Source organism: Pseudoalteromonas piscicida (genome assembly GCF_000238315.3).
GTDB classification, from domain to species: Bacteria; Pseudomonadota; Gammaproteobacteria; order Enterobacterales; family Alteromonadaceae; genus Pseudoalteromonas; species Pseudoalteromonas piscicida.
Map to the genome: position 1 here is coordinate 3711272 of NZ_CP011924.1, position 26655 is coordinate 3737926.

General features: G+C 43.0%; 26 protein-coding genes. 23 read left to right on the forward strand and 3 right to left on the reverse strand.

Translation table 11 applies throughout. The features are described from left to right. Positions 1 to 35 precede the first annotated feature (35 nt). Entirely contained in the window at positions 36 to 2492 is a 2457-nt protein-coding gene (locus PPIS_RS16920) for a penicillin-binding protein 1A (RefSeq protein WP_010368915.1), read from the reverse strand. Positions 2493 to 2621: 129 nt separating this feature from the next. Between PPIS_RS16920 and PPIS_RS16925 the strand changes: the two genes are divergently transcribed. The 9 genes from PPIS_RS16925 (at position 2622) to PPIS_RS16965 (ending at position 11485) form a co-directional block, all read left to right on the forward strand. After that, positions 2622 to 3701 (forward strand): pilus assembly protein PilM, encoded by a 1080-nt coding sequence (locus PPIS_RS16925; protein ID WP_010368913.1) that lies wholly within the window; start codon positions 2622 to 2624, stop codon positions 3699 to 3701. Continuing rightward, positions 3689 to 4261, forward strand: a complete 573-nt coding sequence (locus PPIS_RS16930; protein ID WP_010368911.1) for a PilN domain-containing protein — start codon at positions 3689 to 3691, stop codon at positions 4259 to 4261. Before PPIS_RS16925 ends, PPIS_RS16930 begins: the two co-directional genes overlap by 13 nt. A 16-nt stretch (positions 4262 to 4277) precedes the next feature. Continuing rightward, complete coding sequence (locus tag PPIS_RS16935) at positions 4278 to 4883, forward strand: type IV pilus inner membrane component PilO (protein ID WP_010368909.1); 606 nt, start codon at positions 4278 to 4280, stop codon at positions 4881 to 4883. Continuing rightward, positions 4880 to 5422 carry a pilus assembly protein PilP gene (locus PPIS_RS16940; protein ID WP_010368907.1) on the forward strand — a complete coding sequence of 181 codons (543 nt, stop codon included), beginning with the start codon at positions 4880 to 4882 and terminating at the stop codon, positions 5420 to 5422. Before PPIS_RS16935 ends, PPIS_RS16940 begins: the two co-directional genes overlap by 4 nt. Continuing rightward, on the forward strand, positions 5412 to 7478 hold the full coding sequence (locus PPIS_RS16945; protein ID WP_010368905.1) for a type IV pilus secretin PilQ: 2067 nt from the start codon (positions 5412 to 5414) through the stop codon (positions 7476 to 7478). Before PPIS_RS16940 ends, PPIS_RS16945 begins: the two co-directional genes overlap by 11 nt. A 150-nt stretch (positions 7479 to 7628) precedes the next feature. Beyond that, on the forward strand, positions 7629 to 8147 hold the full coding sequence (gene aroK / locus PPIS_RS16950; RefSeq protein ID WP_010368903.1) for a shikimate kinase AroK: 519 nt from the start codon (positions 7629 to 7631) through the stop codon (positions 8145 to 8147). Positions 8148 to 8171: 24 nt separating this feature from the next. Next, positions 8172 to 9242 (forward strand): 3-dehydroquinate synthase, encoded by a 1071-nt coding sequence (aroB, locus tag PPIS_RS16955; protein WP_010368901.1) that lies wholly within the window; start codon positions 8172 to 8174, stop codon positions 9240 to 9242. Continuing rightward, a complete protein-coding gene (locus tag PPIS_RS16960; protein ID WP_010368899.1) occupies positions 9243 to 10604 on the forward strand; it encodes an AAA family ATPase in 1362 nt (453 codons plus the stop codon). Positions 10605 to 10651: 47 nt separating this feature from the next. Beyond that, positions 10652 to 11485, forward strand: a complete 834-nt coding sequence (locus tag PPIS_RS16965) for a Dam family site-specific DNA-(adenine-N6)-methyltransferase (RefSeq protein ID WP_010368897.1) — start codon at positions 10652 to 10654, stop codon at positions 11483 to 11485. An 18-nt stretch (positions 11486 to 11503) separates the two neighbouring features. Here the strand turns inward: PPIS_RS16965 and PPIS_RS16970 are convergent, their stop codons facing one another. Continuing rightward, positions 11504 to 11698, reverse strand: a complete 195-nt coding sequence (locus PPIS_RS16970; RefSeq protein WP_010368896.1) for a DUF2970 domain-containing protein — start codon at positions 11696 to 11698, stop codon at positions 11504 to 11506. A gap of 38 nt (positions 11699 to 11736) precedes the next feature. Beyond that, positions 11737 to 12039 (reverse strand): hypothetical protein, encoded by a 303-nt coding sequence (locus PPIS_RS16975; protein WP_010368894.1) that lies wholly within the window; start codon positions 12037 to 12039, stop codon positions 11737 to 11739. A 137-nt stretch (positions 12040 to 12176) separates the two neighbouring features. On the opposite strand from PPIS_RS16975, the gene rpe reads away from it, so the two are divergent. The 14 genes from rpe (at position 12177) to PPIS_RS17045 (ending at position 26654) form a co-directional block, all read left to right on the forward strand. Beyond that, entirely contained in the window at positions 12177 to 12848 is a 672-nt protein-coding gene (gene rpe / locus PPIS_RS16980) for a ribulose-phosphate 3-epimerase (protein ID WP_010368892.1), read from the forward strand. Continuing rightward, on the forward strand, positions 12848 to 13513 hold the full coding sequence (locus PPIS_RS16985; RefSeq protein ID WP_010368890.1) for an HAD-IA family hydrolase: 666 nt from the start codon (positions 12848 to 12850) through the stop codon (positions 13511 to 13513). The genes rpe and PPIS_RS16985 overlap by 1 nt, the downstream gene beginning before the upstream one ends. Before the next feature lie 25 nt (positions 13514 to 13538). After that, complete coding sequence (gene trpS / locus PPIS_RS16990) at positions 13539 to 14543, forward strand: tryptophan--tRNA ligase (protein WP_010368888.1); 1005 nt, start codon at positions 13539 to 13541, stop codon at positions 14541 to 14543. Positions 14544 to 14728: 185 nt separating this feature from the next. After that, positions 14729 to 15310 carry an anthranilate synthase component II gene (locus PPIS_RS16995; protein WP_010368886.1) on the forward strand — a complete coding sequence of 194 codons (582 nt, stop codon included), beginning with the start codon at positions 14729 to 14731 and terminating at the stop codon, positions 15308 to 15310. Positions 15311 to 15523: 213 nt separating this feature from the next. Continuing rightward, entirely contained in the window at positions 15524 to 16699 is a 1176-nt protein-coding gene (locus PPIS_RS17000; RefSeq protein WP_010368884.1) for an HDOD domain-containing protein, read from the forward strand. Between the two features lie 357 nt (positions 16700 to 17056). After that, a complete protein-coding gene (locus PPIS_RS17005) occupies positions 17057 to 18268 on the forward strand; it encodes an aspartate aminotransferase family protein (RefSeq protein WP_010368882.1) in 1212 nt (403 codons plus the stop codon). Positions 18269 to 18335: 67 nt separating this feature from the next. Next, positions 18336 to 19349, forward strand: a complete 1014-nt coding sequence (gene astA / locus PPIS_RS17010; protein ID WP_010368879.1) for an arginine N-succinyltransferase — start codon at positions 18336 to 18338, stop codon at positions 19347 to 19349. A 15-nt stretch (positions 19350 to 19364) separates the two neighbouring features. Further along, positions 19365 to 20837 carry a succinylglutamate-semialdehyde dehydrogenase gene (astD, locus tag PPIS_RS17015; protein WP_010368876.1) on the forward strand — a complete coding sequence of 491 codons (1473 nt, stop codon included), beginning with the start codon at positions 19365 to 19367 and terminating at the stop codon, positions 20835 to 20837. A 152-nt stretch (positions 20838 to 20989) separates the two neighbouring features. Then, positions 20990 to 21325 (forward strand): DUF3802 family protein, encoded by a 336-nt coding sequence (locus PPIS_RS17020; protein WP_026000926.1) that lies wholly within the window; start codon positions 20990 to 20992, stop codon positions 21323 to 21325. Positions 21326 to 21428: 103 nt separating this feature from the next. Then, a complete protein-coding gene (locus tag PPIS_RS17025) occupies positions 21429 to 21842 on the forward strand; it encodes an OsmC family protein (protein ID WP_010368870.1) in 414 nt (137 codons plus the stop codon). A gap of 85 nt (positions 21843 to 21927) precedes the next feature. Continuing rightward, complete coding sequence (gene speD, locus PPIS_RS17030; RefSeq protein ID WP_010368867.1) at positions 21928 to 22737, forward strand: adenosylmethionine decarboxylase; 810 nt, start codon at positions 21928 to 21930, stop codon at positions 22735 to 22737. 244 nt (positions 22738 to 22981) lie between these two features. Further along, positions 22982 to 25342 (forward strand): hypothetical protein, encoded by a 2361-nt coding sequence (locus PPIS_RS17035; protein ID WP_010368864.1) that lies wholly within the window; start codon positions 22982 to 22984, stop codon positions 25340 to 25342. Positions 25343 to 25353: 11 nt separating this feature from the next. Continuing rightward, positions 25354 to 26043 (forward strand): AHH domain-containing protein, encoded by a 690-nt coding sequence (locus PPIS_RS17040; protein ID WP_010368861.1) that lies wholly within the window; start codon positions 25354 to 25356, stop codon positions 26041 to 26043. Beyond that, positions 26040 to 26654: an imm11 family protein gene (locus PPIS_RS17045; protein WP_010368858.1), complete on the forward strand. Its 615-nt coding sequence runs from the start codon at positions 26040 to 26042 to the stop codon at positions 26652 to 26654. Before PPIS_RS17040 ends, PPIS_RS17045 begins: the two co-directional genes overlap by 4 nt. Position 26655 lies beyond the last annotated feature (1 nt).

The following is a 26655-nucleotide window of genomic DNA, read 5'->3' on the forward strand; positions in this document are numbered from 1 at the left end:
AAAAATGCCGATACATCTGTATCGGCATTTCTATTTTAGAATAACTCTTCGTGAGTGGGTAGCGGGGCGGTATCGTCAAACGGTGTGCTGCTATCCGTATCTAATACGTATTTGGTTGGGGCTGTACCTTGCTCGAAATATTCAAACCGAGATGTGTAATCGTTCTTACGGGACAACAGCCCTGTCTTTAAATCAATCCGAGTTGAAATAAGCCCTGGAGGTGGCTCTATCGGGGCCAAAGGCTCATCTTTAAGTGCCTCACGCATAAAGTCTATCCAAGCAGGTTGTGCTGAAATCGCACCTGCTTCTGCGCCAACAAGTTGGTTATCACCAAGGTTAGCGTTGTAGGCCGCACGACCCAAGGATTTACTCGCATCGTCAAAGCCAACCCAAACTGTGGTGAGGACATTACGGTTAAAGCCCGTAAACCAAGTATCTACCGAGTCATTGGTGGTACCCGTTTTTCCAGCAAGATCACGACGTTTTAACCATTGACCACGCCAGCCTGTGCCGCTCCAGCCCGTGTCATGTTTCCAGCTACCGCCACCCCAGATTGCACTATGAAGTGCATCAGCAATCAGAAATGCGTTTTGCTCCGAAATCACTTGCGGTGCACAGCGCTCAGGTTGTTCTTCCAGCTGCTGTTCGTCGCAGACCAATAATGGCTCTGCCGAACCCAGCTCAGTGCCGAATGAGTCGGTAATTTTATCGATAAAGTACGGCTCAATCAGGTGACCGCCGTTGGCAAAAGTGGCCATGCCGCGCGCCATTTCAATAGGAGTCAGTGCAGCACTACCAAGCGCCAATGACTCACTGCGATTAATATCTGCGTCTTGAAAACCAAATTTAAGCAAGTGATCAGCAGCCTTATTTATGCCAACGCCTTTGATCAAACGAACAGATACCACGTTTTTCGATTGTGCAAGCGCTCGGCGAATACGGATTGGGCCGTTATACACTTCAGGGCTGTTTTTCGGACGCCAAGCCACGCCAACGTTTCTGTCCCAATGATTAATCGGGGCATCATTAAGGATGGTGGCTAGGGTATAGCCATTTTCTAATGCGGATGAATAAATAAAGGGTTTGATGTTTGAACCCACTTGACGCTTAGCTTGGGTAGCACGATTGTATTGGCTAAGCTCAAAGCTATAGCCACCCACAATCGCCTTTACACGCCCATCCTGCGGGTCGAGTGAGACAAGAGCACTGGATGCCTGCGGTAACTGACTTAACATCCAGCCGTCGTCTTGTTTGCGGACAAACACTTGCATGCCCGGCGCGAGGATATCTGCGGTTGTTTTTGGTGGTAAGCTCTGACGCGTTTCACTGATGTATTGTCTAGCCCAACTTAAGCCTGACCATTCCAATGTAATTTGCTCACCGGTTTTTAAGAGCAGGTCGGCCGCTTTTTCTGCAATGTTTAGCACCACAGCGGCTTTTAAAGGTCCAATTTCATTGACCTTTTTAAGGCGAGTAATAATGTCTTCATGGCTGAGCGGCGATTCCGTCTCAGCATGCCAATAGGTTTCTTCTGCGCCTCTAAAGCCGTGACGCATATCGTAGGCATGTAAATTATCAACTAATGCATGCTGAGCAGCCTGTTGCATGTCAGATTCCACACTGGTGTAAACTTTCATGCCAGAGTTATAGGCTTTATCAGTACCGTAGCGTTCGACCATATAGGCGCGAACCATTTCAGAAATGTAAGGTGCATACAGCTCAATTTCGGCACCATGGAATTTAGCTGTGATGGGAGCTTGTGTCGCCTCATCATATTCTGCGCGGGTAATATACTTTTCAGCAAGCATTCGTCCGAGCACAACATTCCGGCGCAATTGCGCGCGCTCTGGGTTACGAATTGGATTTAACGCAGAAGGCGCTTTTGGCAGGCCTGCAATCATTGCCATTTCTGCTAAAGTTAATTCTGATAGTGAGCGACCGTAGTAGACTTGTGCTGCTGCACCGATACCAAAGGCGCGATTACCCAGTTCAATTTTGTTTAAGTAAAGCTCAAAAATTTCGTCTTTCGTTAATAGCTGCTCAATATGCAACGCAATAAAGATTTCTTTCACTTTACGAATATAGGCTTTCTCTCTTGTTAAGAAAAAGTTTCTGGCAAGTTGCATGGTGAGCGTACTGGCTCCCTGCTTTTTTTGCCCTGTGGTGATAAGCACTAAAGCGGAGCGGACGATACCTATCGGGTCAATGCCGAAATGATCGTAAAAACGGTTATCTTCTGTCGCTAAGAATGCTTTGCGCATGGGGAGTGGAACATCCTGCAAACGTACAGGGATCCTGCGCTTTTCACCAAACTGATTGATGAGTTTTCCGTCTCGTGTAAAGACTTGCATGGGTGTTTGTAGTTGAACATCTTTCAAAACCTCTACACTTGGTATGTCAGATTTGACATAATAATAAAGACTGATAAGTGTCAACACGCCTAAAAGGGTACAAACAAAAACGAATTGTAAAAATCTTTTCAATAATTTCACGGAATTATCCCTAGTTAGACTCCCAATTACAGGTAGACACTGCTAGTATATCTTGATTAAAAAACGATTAATATTTTTGTGTGCTAAATTTTTATGGTACACAGTCTTAAAAGGAAACAGGCGCTTCACATGCTGAGCCAACTACTAAAAAAACAAGCACCTCTGATGATAGGGATCGATATCGGTTCCCATTGTGTCAAAGCGGTGTTGCTGTCGAAGACAAGTTCCAGCTACCGAGTAGAAGCCGTTGCGATTGAACCTATTCCGAAAGGAGCAGTAAATGAAAGGGCCATCCAAGACATTGAAGCGATCGGCAACGCGATAACTAAAATGAAGCGGCGCATTCCAAAGCTCACGCAATATGCAGCAGTTGCCGTATCCGGTCAGACCGTGATTACAAAAGTGATCTTTATGGATGTGTCATTAACTGATGCTGAACTCGAGTCCCAGATAGCGATTGAAGCAGATAGCCTGATCCCATACCCATTAGATGAAGTTAGTCTAGATTTTGAAAAAATTGGAGTAAACGAAGCCGATCCGTCAAAAATGAATGTGCTGCTTTCTGCTGCGCGTACTGAAAGCGTGCAAGCACGGGTAGGCGCATTGGAAGAAGCGGGTTTCAAAGCGAAAGTTGTTGATGTAGAAAACTACGCACTAAGTAGAGCCATGGATGTCATTTATCCTGAACTGCCAAATGATGCCTTTGATAAAATCGTAGCAATGATAGATATTGGCGCTGTGCTTACGTTGATAAGCGTTATTCAATCTGGGAAAACGATTTATACCCGTGACCAAGTGTTTGGTGGTGAGCAATATACCAACAGTATTGTTGCTTATTACAACAAAACCTACGATGAGGCAGAACTGGCAAAAACGACGGGGGATTTACCGCCAAACTATACCTTTGAAGTATTGGCTCCTTTTCAAACTTCTATGCTGCAGCAAATTCGTCGAGCAGTGCAAATGTTTATGACGACTAGTGGTAAAGATCATATTGACTACATCGTGTTGACGGGTGGAACAGCTTTGGTAGATGGCTTAGATAAACTGCTTATTGATGAGCTTGGGATCCACACAATAGTGGCAGACCCGTTTACAGACATGGAGATTGCACCAAAAGTAGATAGGCATGTGCTGCAAAAGCATAAAGCGCAGTTCGCCTTAGCGACAGGCTTAGCACTAAGGAGCTTCTCATCATGCCACATATAAATTTGCTACCTTGGCGCGAGCAGCAAAGGCAAGCGTCGCAACAAATCTTTTTGACTATCATTGCGGTGATCATCGCGGCTTGTCTGTTGTTAATGTACTTGCTTGGCAGCTTCTATGACGGCTTGAAAACCGGGCAAGAAATTAAGAACCGCTATCTCGAAAGTGAGATCTCTCAACTTGATTCCCGGATAGTTGCTATTAACGACTTGAATAAGCAAAAAGAAAACTTACAGCGCCGCATTCGGCTTATTGAAGAGTTACAGCTCAACCGTAGTCTCGGCACGCAAATTATCGATGAAATAGCACGAGTGGTTCCGGCTGGGGTTTATCTCACCAGTCTTGAACGGCAAGACAATATGATCAAAGTCATTGGTCGAAGTGAATCGAACAACCGTTTATCACAAATGCTACGACAAGTTGAATCGTCTTATTTATTAGAGCGACCTGTGATCCAAGGTATAGTAGCCGGTGAGCAAAGTTCAAAATTACTGAGTGATTTTACCATGCATTTTTATGTTAAGTCTCATGAAGACATCCACTTAGCCGATAAAGCGAAATAGGGCGGAGGCACAGTGCATGAATTTTGACTTAAACAGTTTAAAAGAAATCGATTGGAATGAGCTGGAGCTAGACAACATAGGTCATTGGCCTTTTCCTGTTAAAGTTTTATGTTCCATTCTCGTGGTTTTATTAATGATGGTATTGGGTTATAACCTGATGGTCTCAAGCTCAATTGACCGCTACGACCAAGCGGTTAAAAAGGAGCAAGAGCTGAGAACGAGCTACCGAATAAAATACGCCAGAGCAAACAATTTAGAGCTTTATAAACAGCAAATGATCGATATGGAAGCGCAATTTACAGAGCTGTTGAGACGACTGCCAAGTTCCAACGAAACGCCTGGGTTACTTGATGATCTGACTTACGTTGGTACTTCAAGTGGATTAACCTTCCTAAAAATTGGCTGGATGCCAGAGGTACGTAAAGAGTTTTATACCGAATTACCGATTAAGTTAGAGGTGATTGGTAAGTATCATGAATTTGGTCAGTTTGTGAGTAAAGTATCTGAGTTACCTCGAATAGTCAGCCTACACGATTTTAGAATCGAAAATGCAGGAAATGGCGAGCTGGTATTTAGTGTCGTGGCAAAAACTTATCGCTATGAGCAAGGAGGTCAGAAATGATCCGACTGATGCTCTGCGTGACCACATTGATGTTCATCTCAGGTTGTAATGATAGTACGGCAGAACAAAAAGAATTTATTGATCAGGTAAAGGCAAGCTCAACGCCAAAAATCGAGCCTATACCTGAAATGCAAAATTATGAACCGTTTAAGTATAGCGCTTCAGAGTTACGTAGCCCTTTTGTTGCGCCACAGCCCGAAGTGATTGAAAATAAACTCGTTCAAATTAAAAACTGCTTACACCCAGATCCAGATAGAGATCGCTATCCGTTAGAGAAGTTTCCATTGGATAATCTGCGTATGAAAGGCATTATCGCCAAATCTGATGGTCGTTGGGCGCTAATCGAAGCGGCAACGCAGGGGTTATATCGTGTTAAACGTGGCGAATATATGGGTTTATATCATGGCAAAGTGCTAAGTGTGCATGCCGATCATTTAGAATTATTAGAATTGATCCCAGATGGAACGGGATGTTGGAAAGAAAGGCTAACAAAAGTGGAAATGTTAGAAGCGGAACAAGGTGGCGCGAGTGAATACTAACAATAACGTTATAAAATCAACTATTAAAAGCACTCGAACACTATGGCGTTCCGTGCTCGGTGTTGCCTTAGTTGGCCTTTCGTCAATAGCGCATGCCATTCCTATGTTGTATGACATTCGCTATAACCCTGTGCCAACAGGGGAAACCCAGCTACAACTGGTGTTTGACGAAAAACTCAATACAGAGCCAAAAGTTCGAGTTGTTGGTGAAAGTGCTAGTATCGAATTATTTTTCCAGCAGGCTGAGTTTGAAGAAAGCTTAAAAGCATTGAGCATTAACAAGGCTGGCATTCAAGGCATTACCAGTGAACTCAGAGATGGCGGTTTTGCCGTTTCCATCAACATGGATGAGCTGAAGCTATATAAAACCGAGGTTAAGAATAATCTTGTGATAGTGGAAGTATCTAACAAACCGATTGTCTCCGAACAAGATCAAAGCCAAAAAGTCACCGCATTTATTAACCAAATTCAAGCTATCGATTTTCGTCGCGGTGAGAAAGGTGAGGCGAAGGTATTAGCGTTTTTAGAGCACAATCAAGCTGCTATTGATGTACAAGAGCGCGGTGGCAAAATCATTGCGGACTTCCACCATATTGATATTGCGGAAGACCTGTTATATGAACTTGATGTGTTAGATTTTGGCACTGTGGTATCTCGTATAGAGACCTTTAAAGAAGACAATAAAAGCCGCATTGTGATTGAGCCAAATGCGGCATTCAAGTTTACCTATCAGCAGCTTGATAACATCTTTACGTTATCAGTTGAAAAAGACGAAGGTAATAAAACCTTTGGCGATAAAAAGGAGTATAAAGGTCAGCCAATCACGCTGAATTTTCAGGATATTCCAATTCGCTCCGTACTACAGATCATCGCAGATACAAACAACTTTAATCTAGTAACGAGTGACACTGTATCTGGCAATATAACCCTACGTTTAGACGGTGTACCTTGGGATCAGGCGCTTGATGTTGTGTTACGTGTGAAAGGGCTAGATAAACGTATGGATGGTTCTATTTTGATGGTTGCACCATCAGAAGAGCTCGCAGCGAGAGAAGCCAAAGAATTACAAGCGCGTCAGCAAGTGGAAGAGCTAGAGCCATTATATAGCGAGTATATTCAACTTAATTACGCGAAAGCGGAAGAGTTTGCAGACTTACTTAAAACAGATATCAACTCTATTATTAGCCATCGTGGTAGTGTGTCCGTTGACAAACGTACCAATACTTTATTAATTAAAGATACCTCGCGCAGTATTGAAAGTGTGCGCCGGATGGTGGAAACCTTAGATGTGCCAGTAAAACAGGTGCGTATTGAGTCGCGCATGGTTACTGTGGATGATACCGTACAAGAAGACTTAGGTGTCCGCTGGGGCTTTAGCGACCAGCAAGGTAGCGATGCCATATCTGGTACGCTGGAAGGCGCTGATGCTTTGTCCAATGGTAACATCCCGTCTTTGGAAAATCGCTTGAACGTTAATTTAGGCGTGAAAGGGGTTCCTGCTGGTAGTATTGGTATGCACATTGCTAAATTGGCGGATGGCACACTGATTGATCTCGAGTTGTCAGCTTTGGAACAAGAGAGCAAAGGCGAGATAATTGCGACGCCAAGTATCACCACAGCGAATCAGAAAAAGGCGCGTATCGAGCAAGGTACAGAAATTCCTTACGTAGAGGCATCGTCAAGTGGTGCAACGACGGTGAGTTTCAAAAAAGCGGTTTTAAGCTTGGAGGTGACACCGCAAATTACACCTGATAATAAAATAATTCTCGACTTAGTGATTACACAAGACACTAAAGGTGATACCGTGCAAACGCCAAATGGCCCGGCGACGGCAATCAATACCCAACAGATCCAAACACAAGTACTGGTCGAAAATGGTCAAACTATCGTACTGGGTGGTATTTATCAGCAAGAAGTGAAAACAGCAGTAAGTAAGATCCCAATTTTGGGCGACATCCCATATTTAGGTCTATTGTTTAAGAACTCTCGTGATATTAACGAAAAGCGAGAATTGCTGATATTTGTGACGCCTAAGATCATTCAAGACAGTTTATAGGCCCGTTGACAGTAAAAGTATTACGCTTTTTGCGTGGTTTGACTTGAAATTGTTCACGGATTACTGAGATAATCCCCTCCTTAATTTTGGGGCCAGGTCGTTAGGCGGGGTTTTATTTCAAATTTTAGAGTTCGTTTGTACTAAAAAGATATGGCTGAGAAACGTAATATATTTCTAGTAGGCCCGATGGGGGCTGGTAAAAGCACGATTGGTCGTCACATTGCAGATCAATTACACCTTGAATTTTTCGATTCGGATCAGGAAATTGAGCGCCGCACAGGTGCCGATATTTCTTGGGTGTTCGATATTGAAGGTGAAGAGGGGTTCCGCAAGCGTGAAGAAAGCGTCATCTCTGACCTAACAGAAATGCAAGGCATTGTGTTAGCGACAGGTGGTGGCTCTGTGATCAGCAAAGAAGTGCGCAACAAGTTGTCTGCGCGCGGTATTGTTGTTTACCTAGAAACGCCGATCGAAAAACAGGTAGCTCGTACTCAGCGTGGTAAGCGTCGTCCATTACTACAAACAAGTGAAGACTCACGTGACGTACTAGAGCGCTTAGCCGATGAGCGTGAACCACTATATAGAGAAGTGGCAGATCACGTTGTTCGTACGGATGAGCAAAGCGCTAAAGTAGTTGCAAACCAAATTATTGAAAAATTAGATTTCTAATAACAACACCGTAGGAGGGAAGCCATGCTTGAATTAAAGGTTGATTTAAACGAGCGAAGCTATCCCATCTTCATCGGTGAACATCTCTTATCAGATGAAGGACGACTTAAACAGTATGTTGGGCAAAGTCGTCCTGTTATCATCACCAACACCACCATCGCACCTTTATATTTAGACAGTCTGTTAGCGATATTTGACGCTCAAAAACCGCTACATTTTGTTATCCCTGATGGTGAACAATACAAATCACTAGAGTGGTTTGAAAAGATCTCTGCCTTTTTGCTCGAGCATAATTGTGGTCGAGATACGTGTTTGATTGCCCTCGGTGGCGGTGTGGTTGGTGATTTGACTGGTTTTGTTGCGGCATGCTACCAGCGTGGTGTTCCGTTTATTCAGATCCCTACGACTTTGTTGTCACAAGTCGATTCGTCAGTTGGTGGTAAAACTGCGGTAAATCATCCGTTGGGTAAAAACATGATTGGTGCTTTCTATCAGCCAAAAGCGGTTTTTATCGACACCAAGACCTTAAGTACATTACCTGCAAGAGAGTTTGCTGCGGGTATGGCTGAAGTCATTAAATATGCGTTGATCTATGATGCATCTTTTCTTGATACATTAACGGATCAGCACCCTCAGCTCAGCGCACTAGATGCTGAAAGCCTTCAACAAGTTATTTATAAGTGTTGTGCAATAAAAGCTGAGATCGTCGCCAAAGACGAAACTGAAGCTGGATTGCGTGCATTACTTAATTTGGGTCACACCTTTGGCCATGCGATTGAAGCGCAAATGGGCTATGGTAATTGGTTGCACGGTGAGGCTGTTGCTGCTGGAATGATGATAGCTGCAAACTTGGCTTGCCAGCGTGGCGCGCTTAGTACTGCTGATGTTGAAAAGATCCGTCGCGTTATTGCGCTTTATCAATTACCGACAGAAGCGCCAAGCGAGATGACCGCAGCGCAGTTTTTACAACATATGCGCAAAGACAAAAAGAACAAACAAGGCAAAATTCGCTTTATTCTGCCAACGCAACTAGGTCAATGTGCGCTAGTGGATGATGTTAGCGATGAAACCGTGGTAACTCTAATAGGTCGTTAAATGCAGTCGCAAATTTTACCAAGCAGAGCTGCATTGGTAGATAGAATTGCTATGCAATTCGACTATGGCCAAAACCTGATAACCTTAGTCGGCTCTTCGGGTCTTGGTAAAAGCTACCTTGCAGAATCGTTTCTTACCGATAAGTATCCAGACTTTAACAAAGCGTTTGTAAAGCTAACTGCAAATACTCAAGAGTTTGATGTAGTGCGGCAACTGCTTGAGCATAGCTTTCGCAGTCCTCTCATTGATCAGAAGTTATCTCTAAGTGAAAACTTCATGTTGCTCCACGATGAACAAGCTTGTGGACCATGCTTATGGGTGTTAGACAACGTTAGGCATTTAACCCAAGAGCTTGCGGAACAACTACAAAAGCTCGCAAAATCTTCTCGCGAAACAATTTACATACTCGCTACGGCGCAGCAGCCTCAGTTGATCCCTGAAAGTTTGGATATTCATATCGAGCCTTTATCCATGCTTGAAAGCAAGCGTTTGATGAGCATGTTTTACAAAGACTTACCGCCTGATGAAGATCCTATTTTTAATACGTTTGTTGCTGAAGCTAGAGGTAATCCAAGTGTTTTACTTTCTTGGCAGCCGCAGCAACAGAGTCTGAATTTACGTGAACAAAGTTCAAAAGTGAGTAGCAAATCACAATGGCAATGGTATGTCATTGCGCTTTGTTTGATACTGACCGCGTTAATGGTTGCTTTAGTGTATAAACAAGAATTAAAACGATACTGGACGCCAACTCAAGATAATGAAGAAGCCGTCGCTACTGCTATTGATGCGCAAGCTGTGTTTGAAGCGCCAATTACTACAGTTGAAAAAGTTGAAGTTGAAAACAACGTACAACCAGAGTTGCCAGCCGAAGCGCCAACGCAAATTGAAACAGCGCCTGTTGGTAGTATTTTATCTGCATTAACTGAAGCAAAAAAAACTACTACAAACAACAATAACGCACTGTCAGAGCAAGCGACTGAAGCTGAAGAAGCCAATGTTGGTAGTACTCCGGCCACTTTATCGCCAGTAAAAGAGCCTCAGTACGCAGAGCCTGAACCATTGACGGGAAACCCTTGGTATCTCAGTCGTTCAGATGATGAATGGGTTATCCAGTTACTTGCGGTGACAGAAAGTGAGATTGCGGCTGGGTTTATGGCGGAGCATAACGAGGTAGTGACACAGCAGTTTACTGTCTTAAGAAACGGCCGAACTTGGTTTGTAGTTACTACTGATGCTTATGAGAGTTTGGCCTCAGCGAAGCAAGCAAAGGCGGTATTGCCTGAGGCGCTACGAAAAGGTCAGCCATTTTTTAAGAGAATGAGTAAAATTAAACAAGAAATTACTCAGTCTCTCGGTAATTAGCCACATTTAGTGTAAAATCGCGCAACCACTCACGACATAGAACGAGCATGCAACAAAAGACTAGAGCCTTCTTAAAATGGGCAGGCGGAAAATACAGCTTAGTAGAAGATATTTCTAAGCGCCTACAAGCAGCAAGTAATGAAGCCGACACGCTAGTAGAACCTTTTGTTGGAGCGGGATCTGTGTTCCTTAACACTCAGTTTAAGCATTATGTCTTAAATGACATTAACGCTGATCTTATCAACCTGTATAAAGAGTTGAAGCGTATTCCTGATGAATTTATCAGTGATGCTAAAAGGCTATTCGTCGAGTTAAATAACCACCCAGATGCTTATTACGCGTATCGACAACAGTTTAACGAAAGCATTGATGTGTATGAGCGTGCGATTCTATTTCTATATATGAATCGCCATGGCTACAATGGTTTATGTCGTTATAACCTCAAAGGGATCTTTAACGTCCCTTTTGGTAAATACAAAAAGCCTTACTTTCCAGAGCGCGAGTTATATGTGTTTGCTGAAAAGGCTCAACAGGCTACTTTTACCTGTCAAAGTTACAGCCAAGTATTTGAAACCATGCCAAAGAATGCGGTGGTGTATTGCGATCCTCCGTATGTACCTTTGAGCAAAACTGCGTCATTTACTAGCTATGCAAAAGGTGGGTTTAACTTAGACGATCAAGCACAGCTGGCGAATCTTGCGGAAACCGCGGCTTTTGAAAAGCAAACGCCAGTGTTAATCTCCAATCACGATACAGTGTGGACTCGAAAGATTTATAATCAAGCGAAGCTAGATGTGATCAAGGTGAAACGTACAATTAGCCCTAAAGGTAATGGGCGGAATAAAGTTGACGAACTAATGGCGTTATATCACCGTCCGTAATTTGCGCGGCATAAAGGACTAAGCCAAAACCACACCATTTACAAACCAAATTAAGCCAATGACAAAGGCGGCGACAAAAACGATGCCCGCAAAAGCAAACGGCCAAAAATGCTTTTTGTTAAAGTCATATGCTTGTTTTTGACCACTCTGCACACCAAACATTGCTGCACAGACACTTTGAACTAACGCGAATTTACTATTGGAAGAAGCCATAGTGTTTACCTCTTACCAGTTGATTGGCTCAACTGGTATTAGTAAGGAGATGAAACTTTACTACTGCTTTGATTGTCTTTAGAGCCAAGTAATAGCTCAAGCAAATCCAAATAATGGAATTGGCCACTCGAACTACCGCCAGTCAACCACGCAGCCCAACTGGTGTGCGCTTCTTGCTGACATTCCACTGCATTTATTCGACTGCTCAAATTGCCAGTGCTACAAGTACATGCGGAGTAATTTGCGGCAAGACTTTCATCATTGTCGAAAGAAAATACCCCTGCCGACACGGCTAATACCGTCCCAAGCAGAGCAATCCGTGCTTTATATCTAGAAACCATAACCCTATCCCCAGAAGTTAGATATCACATAATGATACACAATGTTCGTTTATTGCACAATCATAAAGCGCCTTAAATCGCAGACATTTTGGGCAATTTACGGTACAGTATCGCGGTCTTACATTTAGGGGAAAAGTATGTCTGATTTTTTAATTGCACCATCCATTCTATCCGCAGATTTTGCGAGGTTAGGCGAAGATGTTGAAAAGGTACTGACAGCAGGTGCCGACGTGGTTCATTTCGATGTAATGGATAATCACTATGTGCCAAATTTAACTTTTGGTCCAATGATTTGTGACGCATTAAGAAATTACGGAATTACCGCTCCTATCGACGTACACTTGATGATAAAGCCTGTAGATAGTCTAATTCCCGAGTTTGCTAAAGCCGGGGCGAGCATTATTACATTTCACCCAGAGGCCAGTGAGCATATAGACAGAAGTCTTGCGCTGATTAAAGAGTCAGGTTGTAAAGCTGGCTTGGTATTTAATCCGGGCACGCCGCTGCATTATCTCGATCATGTGATGGATAAAATTGATCAAATCCTCTTGATGTCAGTAAATCCGGGCTTTGGTGGCCAAAGTTTTATCCCACATACACTTGAGAAATTAAAAGAAGCGAGAGCACGCATTGATGCTTCCGGTCGCGATATTCGTCTTGAAGTGGATGGGGGGATTAAAGTAGACAACATTGCTGAAGTCGCAGCTGCCGGTGCAGACATGTTTGTTGCGGGTTCCGCTATCTTTAATCAACCCGATTACAAAGCGGTAATAGACGCCATGCGTCAAGAATTAGCAAAGGTAAAATAATGCGTTTTGAGGGTATTTTATTTGACCTCGATGGCACGTTAGTTGATAGCGTCGAGGATATGTATATGGCGCTCAATTTAACGCTGTCTGAGCTTGCTCACCCGATTGTTAGTCATGCTCTGGTGCGTGAATGGGTAGGTAACGGCATCGATGTGTTAGTAAAAAGAGGTCTAAGCGGTAGCCATGAAGTTAGCGAAGACTTATCCGAAAGTTTAGCGCACACCGCCATTGAGCGTTTTAAAGTGCATTATGATGAATTAGTTGGTCAGTATGCTGGTTTATATCCGCATGTTGAGACGGGGCTATCTGCATTTGCCACAGTGCCAAAAGCCATCGTGACCAATAAAAATCGTACATTTACGCTAAAGTTGCTAGATAAATTAAATCTCACATCGCATTTTGATTGTATCGTCTGTGGTGATGACACTGACAAAAAGCCATCACCAGCTCCGCTATTGCTGGCTGCCGAGCGTCTTGGAATACCAGCGGATAAGTTAATCATGGTTGGGGATTCTAAAAGCGATATTTTGGCCGCTCAGGGCGCTAAGATACCTGTGATTGCGCTAAATTATGGGTATAATCAGGGATTCGATTTGAAAGAGTTCAATCCACAGTACCTTTGTGATGGATTCTTAGATATTATTCCCATTATCAATCAACGTTAATTCAATGAAGAAATAAAGGAACGACATGAGTAAACCTGTAGTATTAAGTGGTATTCAGCCAACCGGTGGTATGACAATAGGCAATTACGTAGGTGCCATTAACCAGTGGCTTAAACTACAAAACGATCATGATTGTTACTTTATGTTGGTTGACTTGCATGCCATTACGGTTCGCCAAGAGCCACAGCAACTACGCGATCGCGTATTAGATGGTGTAGCACTATATACCGCTTGCGGCATCGACCCAGATAAATCGTCACTATTTGTTCAATCACAGGTTCCTGAACATGCACAGCTAGGTTGGGTGCTGAACTGTTATGCACAAATGGGTGAACTAAACCGCATGACGCAGTTTAAAGATAAGTCAGCAAAGCACGCCAATAACGTAAACGTTGGCTTATTCGCCTATCCAGTATTGCAAGCTGCTGATATTTTACTGTATCAAGCGGATCAGGTACCGGTTGGTGAAGACCAAAAGCAGCACCTTGAGTTGACCCGCGATATCGCAACGCGCTTTAACAACTTGTATGGTGATGTCTTTAAGATCCCAGAACCTTATATTCCAGAGTTTGGCGCTCGTGTTATGAGCTTGCAAGATCCGAGCAAGAAGATGTCAAAATCAGACGAAAACCCAAATGGTTTTGTGATGTTGTTGGATGAGCCTAAGAAGATAGAGAAAAAGCTGAAAAAAGCGGTAACGGATTCAGATGAGCAAGCACGCATTTACTTTGATCGTGTTGAAAAACCTGGTGTATCCAACTTACTGACTCTACTTAGTGTTGCAACTAAACGCTCAATTGAAGAGTTAGTGCCAGAGTACGAAGACAAAATGTACGGTCATTTGAAGAAAGACACTGCCGATGCGGTAGTGAATATGCTTGAGCCTATTCAAGCGCGCTTTAAAGAAATCCGTGAAGATCAAACTCTGCTGGACGAGATCATGAAAAAAGGTGCGGAAAAAGCAAGTATTCGTGCCGAAAAAACACTGAAAGCTGTGTATGACGCCGTCGGTTTTATTCCTCGCGGTTAGTAAAACACAAAGAAAGACACCATTTATGGTGTCTTTTTGTTTTACAAGGGTCTATCGCCCCTTGGCTTAAAGCAGATACGAGATATAAGAAAACCCTCCTGTTGAGTTCGTGATAAAATAGACTTATAACGAAGATCTTTACCCTAGTGGCGAATAGGCCGCTTGGTTCTTTTAGTGGTACCTACATGCTGTTGATGATTGATAACTATGATTCCTTTACCTACAACCTAGTGCAGTATTTTCAGCGCTTAGATGTGGATGTGCTGGTAAAGCGAAATGATGAAATCAGCGCCTCGCAAATCAAGCAGCTTAATCCCAAATATGTTGTGCTATCTCCTGGTCCTTGCAGTCCTGATGAAGCGGGGATCTCGCTTGAAGTCGTAAAACGTCTACAGGGACAAATCCCTATTCTCGGCATTTGCCTTGGTCATCAAACTATTGCACAAGCTTTAGGTGGCAAAGTCATTCGCGCAAAACAAGTGATGCATGGTAAAACGTCTCAAGTCCACCATAACAATATGGGTGTATTTCAAGGCCTGCCATCACCGTACGAAGTATGCCGCTACCACTCTTTGGTTGTTGAGCAAAGTAGCTTACCAAATGCTCTAGCCGTAACGGCTTGGACACAGACACAAGAGGGTGAACGTGATGAAATTATGGGACTCTTAGCATCCGATAGAGCGCTAGAAGGTGTGCAATTTCACCCAGAAGCTATCCTCACGGAACACGGCTTAGCATTACTTGATAACTTTATAAAACGCTTCTAAAGTTTAAACAAAACCAACAGAGTTTCGCCTAGGTGTTATATATCCATATTCGCTGCGCTTTTGTTGGTTAGACTGGCTTTTGATATATAACTTTTTGATTCTATTGTGCGCAATATCAAATCATAATATTGCTTTCACTGGTATAATACTAATCAGTAAGACGATTCTGTTGAGTGCTTAACTCAGTGTTTTTCTTTTAGATAAGTAGCATGCATGACGCAAGAAAATAAGCAAATTAGAATGGCACAAGCGCTATCCGAGCGTGCCCATGACCTCCTTATCAGCCTCAACTTTGCGCAGAAGCAAATAGGCTATATCCATACATTTGATATTAGCTACGGTGAGAATATCGCACAGCGCACTATGCTAGAGGTGGAAATTGCTGCGGCTGCAAAACGCCAAGAAAGCAGCACAAGTCATCACAAATACATTGCCAAAGCGAGTAAGCATCTACATTCCGTTATCGAAGAAGCTATCACAAAGCAACTGCATGACCTTGATAATATCTATCATGAAGTCATTGGCATTCAAGACTCCGTTCCTGCGATTTTAGATATTCTTGCTGTGCGCTCAGCTTCAGTTGGACGTTTAGAGCCTTTGGTCAATGACTTAAGTTGGCTGGGTCGCGAGCTGGTTTCGCTTGTCAACTTGCCACAGTATCGCAAAAAAAACAGTAAAGGCACGTCCATTAAGGTCGACACGCCAGCATTAGCATTAAGGTATTTAGGCCTTGAGAACTTGCAAATGGTGATCCCGACAATGGCGGTGAGACATTGGATGCCGCATGCAACAGAGCCGTTTACTCTGATGAAACGTAAATTACGCGAATTGAGTATGAGTACGGCCATTGCGGCAAAAGAGCTGGCACCATTTTTTGGGGTAAAAGAACAGCATGCGTTTACTTTAGGCATGTTGTTAGAGCTTGGAAAAGTGGCCTTGATCCGTCTTTATTTACGCACCTTCGAAAAGGTGTGGCAAGCCAAGGTGCAAATAGCACGAGACAAAAAGCAAAAAGATCTACACACCGCATTAATGGAGTTGTCTCCTGATCCGTTATTTTTACGTAATTTGTTGATTGAACATTCGGCAGAGATTTCACGTAAGTTAATTGAAAAAATGGAGTTACGTTATTTACCCTTTAATGCTGTCATGGAAGAGTATGCGCAAACTTATCTACCAAACTCGCATAAAAACATTGCCGACCCATTACCACTGACGCAAGTGATGCAAAAAGCCTATGGCTACGCACAACTGCTTGTTTTAAAAGATAGTCAGTTGATTGAAGACGATGAAGCTGAGATTTTGCTCAATCATTTAGAACTTACCGAGGAAATGCGTCAGCAATTGGCAAAATGTGCGTTCCATAACCTGCAGTTGACGATTTTGTAAAAAAAATTGAAATTTTTTTTGCGACTATTCATTCAAAACCTAATCTTAAATGATCTGTGCAAGGCTGCACGGCGCTTGCTTTGCCCTAAATATCTGCCCTAGATAGTTATTCACTTGAGTTGAGAATATATGTTAAACCCTTGAATACTAAGGGCTGAGAACGTGGTATAAGTGAGACAAATGGCGCTTTTTCTGGAATAATGAGCGTATGAATTTTGTGCCATCAAGGGGCGGGTCAAAATACATAGCACCGAATTGGTGTGAATAAATATCCTATCAAGTGGCGGCAACGCGCCGACCTCCAAAAGGAAATGACTCCTTGTTTGCACTTTCACTCACCAAATATGAGGAAATAAAATGACTATCAATCGTGAATTGTTTGACGACGTAATGGTACCTAACTACGCACCTTCAGCGGTAATTCCAGTGAAAGGTGAAGGTTCTCGAGTATGGGATCAGGAAGGTCGTGAGTACATCGACTTTGCTGGTGGTATCGCAGTTAACTGTCTAGGTCATTGTCACCCAGCTTTGGTGGGCGCGCTTAAAGAGCAAGGCGAGAAAATTTGGCATCTGTCTAACGTGATGACCAATGAGCCTGCACTACGTTTAGCGAAAAAGCTAACTGATGCAACGTTCGCAGAGAAAGTCTACTTTGCAAACTCAGGTGCAGAAGCGAACGAAGCGGCGCTTAAACTAGCACGTCGTTGGGCTCTTGATAAGTTTGGTGCTGAAAAGTCGCAAATCATCTCTTTCAACAAAGGTTTCCACGGCCGTACTTTCTTCACTGTGACCGTAGGTGGTCAAGCTGCATACTCTGATGGCTTTGGTCCAAAGCCGGGCGGCATTGTTCACACAGACTATAACGATTTAGCGGCATTTGAAGCGCTTATCTCAGACAGCACTTGTGCCGTGATGATGGAGCCGCTACAAGGTGAAGGTGGCATCATTTCACCAACTGCTGAGTTTGTAAAAGGTGTTCGCGAGCTGTGTGACAAGCACAACGCGCTACTTATTTTTGATGAAGTGCAAACTGGTGTTGGCCGTACAGGTGATCTGTATGCATACCAAGGTTTAAACGTAACCCCTGATATTTTAACAACAGCTAAAGCGCTTGGCGGTGGCTTCCCTATCGGCGCGATGATCACAACAACTGAGATTGCTGCACACCTAAAAGTAGGTACTCACGGTTCTACCTACGGCGGTAACCCGCTGGCGTGTGCGGTTGCAGAAGCGGCATTCGACACAGTAAACACAACAGCAGTACTTGATGGCGTAAAAGCAAAAGAGCAGCTGTTCCGTGAACTATTAAACGACATCAACGAAAAGTACAACGTATTCACCGAAGTACGTGGTAAAGGTCTATTGCTTGGTGGTGTAGTCACTGAAAAGTACGAAGGCAAAGCAAAAGAATTCTTGGTTGAAGGTATCAAGCAAGGCGTGATGTCACTTGTTGCAGGTGCAAACGTAGTACGTTTCACTCCATCTCTTGTTATTCCAGAAGGTGACATCCGCGAAGGGATGGCACGTTTTGAAAAAGCCGTTGCTGCGGTAGTTGCTAACAACGCTTAATACTGGTTGCAAGGTCACCTTTTGGTGGCCTTGTTGTTATCCACATTTTTGAGGAGTAAGCGGGCTCATGATGATCCTTCGCCCAATCCAAGAAAGCGATTATCCAGCGCTTTTAAACATTGCTCACGAATCAGGTCACGGTTTTACCTCTTTGCCTGTAAACGAAGAGCTATTACAGAAGAAGATTGCACGCTCTGTTGCTTCCTTTGGCAAGCAAGCAGACAAGCCTTTTGATGAAGGCTATTTATTTGTATTAGAAGATACTGAAACAGGCGAGGTGGTTGGTACCAGCGGTATCGAAGCTGCGGTTGGTTTAGATGATGCGTTTTATCATTATCACCTAAGCAAAGTGATCCACTCTTCACGCACACTCGATGTTTATAAAGCAGTGGATATTTTAACGCTATGTAATGACTACACTGGCGCGACGGAATTATGCACCCTGTTTTTGAAAGATGGCTATCGCAAAGGCGCAAACGGCAAACTGCTGTCTCGCTCTCGCTTTATGTTTATCAATCAACATCGTGATCGTTTTGCTGAAACCGTTATCGCGGAAATGCGCGGTGTTTCTAACGAGCAAGGCGAAAGTCCATTCTGGCAATGGCTTGAAGAGCACTTCTTCTCGATGGATTTCCCGACTGCGGATTATCTAACGGGGATTGGCCAAAAGGTCTTTATTGCTGAATTAATGCCTAAGTACCCAATCTACGTAAACCTGCTTAGTAAAGAAGCACAAGCGGTGATTGGTGAAGTTCACGACAATACGCGTCCTGCAATTGAGCTACTAAAAAGCGAAGGTTTCACATTTAATGGTTATGTTGATATCTTCGACGCAGGTCCAACGGTAGAAGCAAAAGTGGGGAATATCCGCACGGTTCGCAATAGTGAAACTCGTACTGTGAAAATAGGCGAAAGCAACGGTGGATTCCCTGTTATGGTCGCAAATGGTAAACTTGTTGATTATCGCGCGGCGGTAATCGAGTTAGCCCTGACTGATAGCAATGAAGTAACGCTTGCTCCACATGTTGCCGCGGCGCTAAAAGTTGAAGAAGGCGACCAAGTAAGCCTAGTAAAGATTTAAGATTGGGAACAGATTATGACAACACATGCAGCACAACTAATAAATGGTGAGTGGATTGCAGGACAAGGCGCAAGCTTTAGCTCTGTAAACCCAGCAAACAACGACGTTATTTGGAGCGCAAACGCAGCTACTGCTGAGCAAGTTGATGGCGCAGTAAAAGCGGCTCGTGAAGCTTTTTATTCATGGAGCGACATGAGCTTTGAAGCGCGTCTAGAAATTGTTAAGCGTTTCGCTGAAGTACTAAAAGAAAATAGCGAAGAGCTGGCTATCGCAATTGCTAAAGAAACGGGTAAGCCACTTTGGGAAACTCGTACAGAAGCGGGTGCTATGGTAGGTAAAATCGCGATTTCTGAGAAAGCCTATCAAGAGCGTACAGGCGTTGTTGAAAATCCAATGCCAGTTGGCCGTGCCGTGATCCGTCACAAGGCACATGGTGTAGTTGCTGTATTTGGCCCATATAACTTCCCAGGTCACTTACCTAATGGCCACATCGTACCTGCGCTACTTGCTGGTAACACGGTTATCTTTAAGCCATCTGAACTAACACCATATGTTGCTGAGCTAACGCTTAAATACTGGCAACAAGCGGGTCTTCCTGCTGGCGTGATTAACCTAGTTCAGGGTGAAGTTGAAACAGGTAAAGCACTTGCGTCACACGCTGGTATTGACGGCTTATTCTTTACAGGCTCTTCTCGTACGGGTCACTTGCTACATGAGCAATATGCAGGTCAACCGGGTAAGATCCTAGCGCTTGAAATGGGTGGTAATAACCCACTCATCGTAAAAGACGTAGCGGATACCAAAGCGGCAGTACATGACATTATTCAATCTGCGTTTATCTCAAGTGGTCAACGTTGTACTTGTGCTCGTAAACTATTCCTTCCTGCAGGTGAACAAGGTGACACAATCCTTGAGCAACTGATCAAAGCAACTAAAGCGATTAAAGTGGGTAACTTTGACGATGCAGATCAACCGTTCATGGGTTCAATGATCTCAAATGCAGCTGCCGCTGGCATGGTAAAAGCACAGCAACAGCTTGTTGAGCTTGGTGGTGAGTCGCTTATCGAGCTGACACACACAGAAGGCACTGGCTTTGTGACGCCTGGGATCATCGAATGTACTAACATTGCAGACTTCCCTGATGAAGAGCACTTCGGTCCGCTGTTAAAAATATTCCGCTACACAGACTTTGACGCGGCTATCGAAAAAGCGAACGAGACAAGCTTTGGCTTATCAGCAGGTCTGCTTGGCGACAACGAAGCTGACTACGATCGTTTCTTACGTCGTATTCGCGCAGGTATCGTAAACTGGAACCGCCCAATCACTGGCGCTTCAAGTGCAGCTCCGTTTGGTGGTATCGGTGCATCAGGTAACCATCGTGCAAGTGCATACTACGCGGCAGATTACTGTGCATACCCAGTGGCTTCTGTGGAACTAGAAAAGGTAACTTTACCTTCTAGCTTGAGCCCAGGTTTATCTTTGGATTAAAATGCCAATATTGAGGTTTACTCAATAAAAATTGATAAGAAAAGCAGCTTCGGCTGCTTTTTTGTGTCTAGTTGACTACAAAAGTAGCAATCGAAAAAACTTTCTGCTTAAATCAATAGGAGATGTCTTTGATAGGTTCGGGTGAGCAAAGTATGGTTTTAGATAAACAAGGGTACGATGATTTAGTCATGTATTTGACGCAAAACTTAGCCTTGTTTGAGAAGTCTGGGACGGTTGAACCAGGGGCTCCAACAGTCATGGAATTAATCGAAGATGTGATCGCTGAAAACGTTATCCGTATATGCGAGCAGCACAAAGAGTTATCTACAGAGCAGCGCAGCATGATTGTGCGTGAGGTAGATGGCATTGTGTACGACTTACAAGAAGTGCTATCAAGTGTTGTTGATAGACGTGTCACCGTAGAACAAAAAGAATTTATCGAAGAATTCGCAGGTTTGGTCAAAAACCTGTTTGATTCTGCTGTATAGCTTGGCACAATCACTATCGACAGTGTAGAAAACACACTTAGAGGCAATTCTAGGTTTAAGATACACCGCCATTTGGCGGTGTTATGCTTTATAGAGGATAACTATGTTAGCTAGCGTAAAATGGGTTGAAGGAGATACCTTTATCGGTCGCTCTGCGTCGGGACATAATGTGGTATTTGATGCCGGTTCTGACAGTGCAGCGCCAAGTCCAATGGAGATGGTATTAATGTCAGCGGGATGTTGTTCGTCAGTCGATGTAGTCAGCATTCTACAAAAGGCGCGTCAGGATGTTACCGACGTGGAAGTAAAATTAACCGCAGAGCGCGCAGAAAGCGCACCTAGGGTTTTTACCAAGATCAATTTACACTTCGTGGTGAAAGGGTGTAATGTCTCTGAAAAACACCTAGAAAGAGCTGTAAGTTTATCCGCTGAAAAGTATTGTTCAGTGGCATTAATGCTTGAAAAAGCAGTAGAAATTACGCATAGCCATGAAGTGGTTGAAATTGACGAAAAATAACGCTTTTTCATAGCGCTATTTTCGTATAAAATCCGCGAACTTTTGTTTCTGCAGCGCAGATTTTTTGTATTAAGGTGGGTCTATCGTGAACAAGCCCTTTGATAAAATTAAACTCCATGGCTTTAACAACTTAACTAAGAGTTTAAGCTTTAGCATTTACGATATTTGCTACGCCAAGACCGAGCAGCAACGTAAAGAATATCTAGAATATATCGATGAGCAGTACAGTGCTGATCGTTTGACGGATATTCTAAAAGACGTAACGGATATCATCGGTGCAAACGTACTGAATATCGCACGTCAAGATTATGAACCACAAGGGGCGAGTGTGACGATATTAGTATCAGAAGAGCCTGTTGATCAACAGACTTTTGATAGTAATGAAGCACCAGGTCCACTTCCTGAGTCAGTGGTAGCACACTTAGATAAGAGTCACATCTGTGTTCATACTTATCCTGAAGCACACCCTGATGATGGCATTTGTACTTTTAGAGCGGATATCGAAGTTTCAACGTGTGGCATTATTTCGCCACTTAAAGCGCTTAACTTCTTAATTCACTCTTTAGAGTCAGATGTGGTAACGATCGACTATCGTGTTCGTGGATTTACTCGTGACGTTAATGGTGTTAAACACTATATCGACCACGCAATTCACTCGATCCAGAATTACATAACGGAAGATACTAAAGACGCATACCACATGGTAGACGTAAACGTGTATCAAGAGAACCTATTCCATACGAAGATGATGCTTAAGGAAACAGACCTAAATGCATATCTATTTGGAATTAGTACTGATGATTTAGACGCAGACGAAGAGGAAGAAATTCGTCTTAAGCTGAATCGTGAAATTCAGGAAGTGTTCTACGGTCGCAATTTACCAGAAACTGAATAATCAGCGGTAAATTGAGGAATTAAAAAAGGCGCGCAAGCGCCTTTTTTAATGTCTGAAATTTGTAAGATATTCAGCCTACATTTAAATTAAATGTGGACAATATTTGCTCGCAATAAATCGCGGCTTAAGTGCTTATTCGGTAGGCAATAGTGCAGGCTGAAACCAGCTGGAAGAAGACACTAATTATCCGAGGCTCAGATTAAATACTAACCTCTCATTTCATAACGCTATTAAAGGACTAAAAATGGCATTTGATGATCTCATCTCGCGCTTAGGTGATAATCAGGAAAGCACCAGTAATAGCACTGAGCATGACGCGCCAAGTGAAGTACAACTTCTTGCTGCAACAGCGATGTCCTCCATTCAAAGACGAAAGCTTCCTATTGAAATCATGCATGTGCTTCATGGTCGTATTTGGAGCATCATTCCGTTTAGACAAGCCCCGCTTTTTAGATATCACTCTCAGGCTCAATTTTGGATACTTGCAAGCAAGTGCTGGCAGCGAGTAAATTATTCTAGCTTTAGTCACCACAGTGGTGAGAGATATGCCTTTGTGCCATATCAATCACTTGATGTAAAAGATAAACCGACAAGCTATGGGGGAGGAAATCGCAGTGCGCAAGATTTTAATAGCTTGGTGCAAGCAGATATGCCTCGAGGACTTAGCCAAGCTGAAATTAATCGCGCCCTACTTGGTGGCAGCAAAGCAATAAAATCTGAAGTGGTACTCGAGCCAACAGTTTTTATTTCTCATCCAAATAACAATTCCAAAGTGGAACTAAAACGCTCTCAACAAGTTTATATGCGTTTTAGCGATCACATGTTTCGTGCTGGAGATACCGTAGAGTCCGTCGCTAACCAATATGCGGGTAGGCCCGATCCTAAGCTGATTTATGGTTACAACGACCATGTCAATCGCAACAATCCCCCAAAGGCTGGTGACCGTTTACGGGTACCGAGTGGTTGGGATACTAAAGTGGGTGGCTCGGTAAGTAATGCCCGCGCGGTAAGGTTGCAGTGGCAAGGTCCAAGCAAGGGAAGCGCAGTGCTTGATGTACCAAAACTACCACCAGATCAATTACACTTTTGGGACACTCGACTTAAACTCGATCCCGGCGTTTATGTTCTTACCGCGAGCGCAGGTTCAGCCAACCATAGTATTGACGTTGAAGTACTCGGTGTTAAGTCAAGTGCCGCATGGATAAAAGTGAGGGCGTATTACGATGATGAATGGCAGACCGCGCTTCCCCTTGAACAAGTCAATATTCATTTAGGTAATACACTTATCCACGGAAAACTTAAACTCAATTCAAGTGGTGATAAAAGCACAGATGCAAATGCACTTGAACGAGCAGAGTCAACGGCGAATGAGGCTGGAGTTGTGGTAAAAAGCGACTTACCACAAGAGGGGCAAGTCACTGTAGAAGTTGCTCGTAACGAAGCGCTAGAAGCGGAAATCAATAACCTCAAATCATCATTACAAATGCAGCTTGATGGTGCATATCGAGATACCGTATCGAATATGAGTGGGTTTCAATTTGATTGGGACGAATATGGTTTTGCTGCAATTGCAATTAATGGCGCGCAAGGTGCGTATCAAGGTGGAAGTAAGTGGCTTGAAGACCAAGCAGACTTGTTCGAAGCACAAACATGGATTGACTTAGGAAAAACCATTAAGTCCGTCGCAGGTAGCGCATATGATACCACCGCAGATTATGCTAGCGAGCGCTTTGAGCAATTGCGACAAAGTGCCAATGAAATGTCTAATTGGATTGAAGAGGATGCCAGTGAAGACTTGCTCAGTTGGAACTGGTATCAAGCCAATACACAGCGAGCATTAGATGCAGCCGAACAGGCTTATCGCGATGTACATCATGATACTACTCAGTACCTTAACGACGCTGCAGACGCAATTAAAAATACAAGCCATTATGCAAGTGCGTTATACACGCATCGTCATGCAATTACCAACTTACTTGATGATATCGCGAAAGGAGAGGTCGCTAAAGTACAACAATTTGTTGATACCACTTTAGTTGATATTGACCCTGAATTAGCCGCTAGCATAAAAAACACTCCTGACTTCTATTTAGTGTTGGCGCTCATAGACGATCATGATAGTGCACTAACTTATGTTGCTTACGCTTCACTCTTTATGGAAGCTGTGCCTCCTAATTTTTATGCATACATTGGCGGAAAAGGCGGCGCTTATGTCGCGATAGAGGTTTGTTTGTTACTAGCAACGTCATTACTTACATTAGGAGCGGGTACAGCCGCAAGAGTAACAGCACTTGCTGCCAAGTTATCAGCCAACGGTGCCAGAGCCGCAAGTACATCAGTAAAAGTTAAAAAAGCACAAGCGGCAATCAGCGCTTTTATCCGTACGTTTGAAGACTTTAACGACAGCACTACAACCTTAAAAAAGCTCGGGAAAAAGCTTACAACCGCGCGTTCAAGTGGGTTGCTACTTAAAGGCAAAACCAACTCGACGCTAACTGCGAAAAAGCAAACAACAAAACGACAGACACGATGCCGGAGGTGTAATAGTGAAAAGCATACCACTCCCCGCGTATCCAAGAAAAAAGGAAATATAGATTATATTTAAAGGAGTTATTTATGCCTAAAGGGAATGTAAACAAATCTAATAGTGATTATAGAGGTGCATTATTAAAAGTAGTAGAGAATGATCTTGAACACCCAATTAATAATGGTATTCATATGGAAGCTCACCATTTAATTTCTAATGAATCAATTAAGCAAGCCAAAATGCAAAGCTTTTTGGTGGATGCTGGTTACGACATAAATCACTTATCTAATTTAGCTTTTCTACCCGCGACTTTACCGGGAGCTTGCCATCTTAATGTTCAAGTTCATAGAGGGAATCATTTCGGTACGTTAAGTGAGCAGGATAATGATGATGATGCTGTTCACCCTGTTTATTATCATGATGTTGTTAGAAAAATGTTGATAGAATTAAAAATCAAGAAATTAAATGATTGTGGAGGGGAGCCTGAAAAGGTGGAAAAAAAATTACGTAAGTGCATGGCTCAATTAAGTGAAGATATACTTGAAGAAATAGAATATTTTACACTTCCTTTATCGCCAATCATGAAAGCATTTCATCCATTATCAAAGGTTGGGTGCGGTAACTGTATAAATGTAAAAGAGCATCAGGAGGACTCATCGAATTGTGACGTAAGTGATAGAGATCATAGCGGTGAAACACATCCAAAGTTTAAAAGTGGAAAATTTTTAAAAACTATTGATATAGCGAAGGTAAAATATAACTTAAGGATAGGAAAATGAGTAGGCTAAATGAAGTTTACTACGTTGCTTGTGGTAATAGCTATGAAGAGCAAATGAGGTTATCGATTAATAAAAAGTCTGATGGCTATTTTTTTTATGGTGAAATAGCCAAAGAAGGAGAGCCTATATTCTTTGAGCCTAGCTTTCAAGAGCGAAATAAAAAGCTGGGTATTGCTTCAGTAAAAACAGACGTAATGTTCGACGGGCCGAGCTTTGTTGTTAACAGCAATATAAAAAAAGAGTTGGATAAATATGATTTGCACGGTATTCAGCTATGTCCTGCTATAGTTATTGAATCAACAGGGTGGGATGAAGGATACTGGTATTTAAATATTTATCAGTATCTTGATTGTTGGGATAAAGATAAATCGATCACTCGACCTCTAAAAGCTGGAAGAGATATTGAAGATACGAAAGTGCTAAAATATCACCTTGATAAAAGTGTACTAAATAAAATTCCAGAAAATAATCGTATGATATTTAAGATGGGTGGGGATTTTCATAGCCATATATTTATACATGAAAAACTTGTCACCTACTTCTTGAAAAATAATATTACAGGAATACGCTTTTTTAAAGTATCTGACTTTGAAGAAGGGATGCAAATCTAGA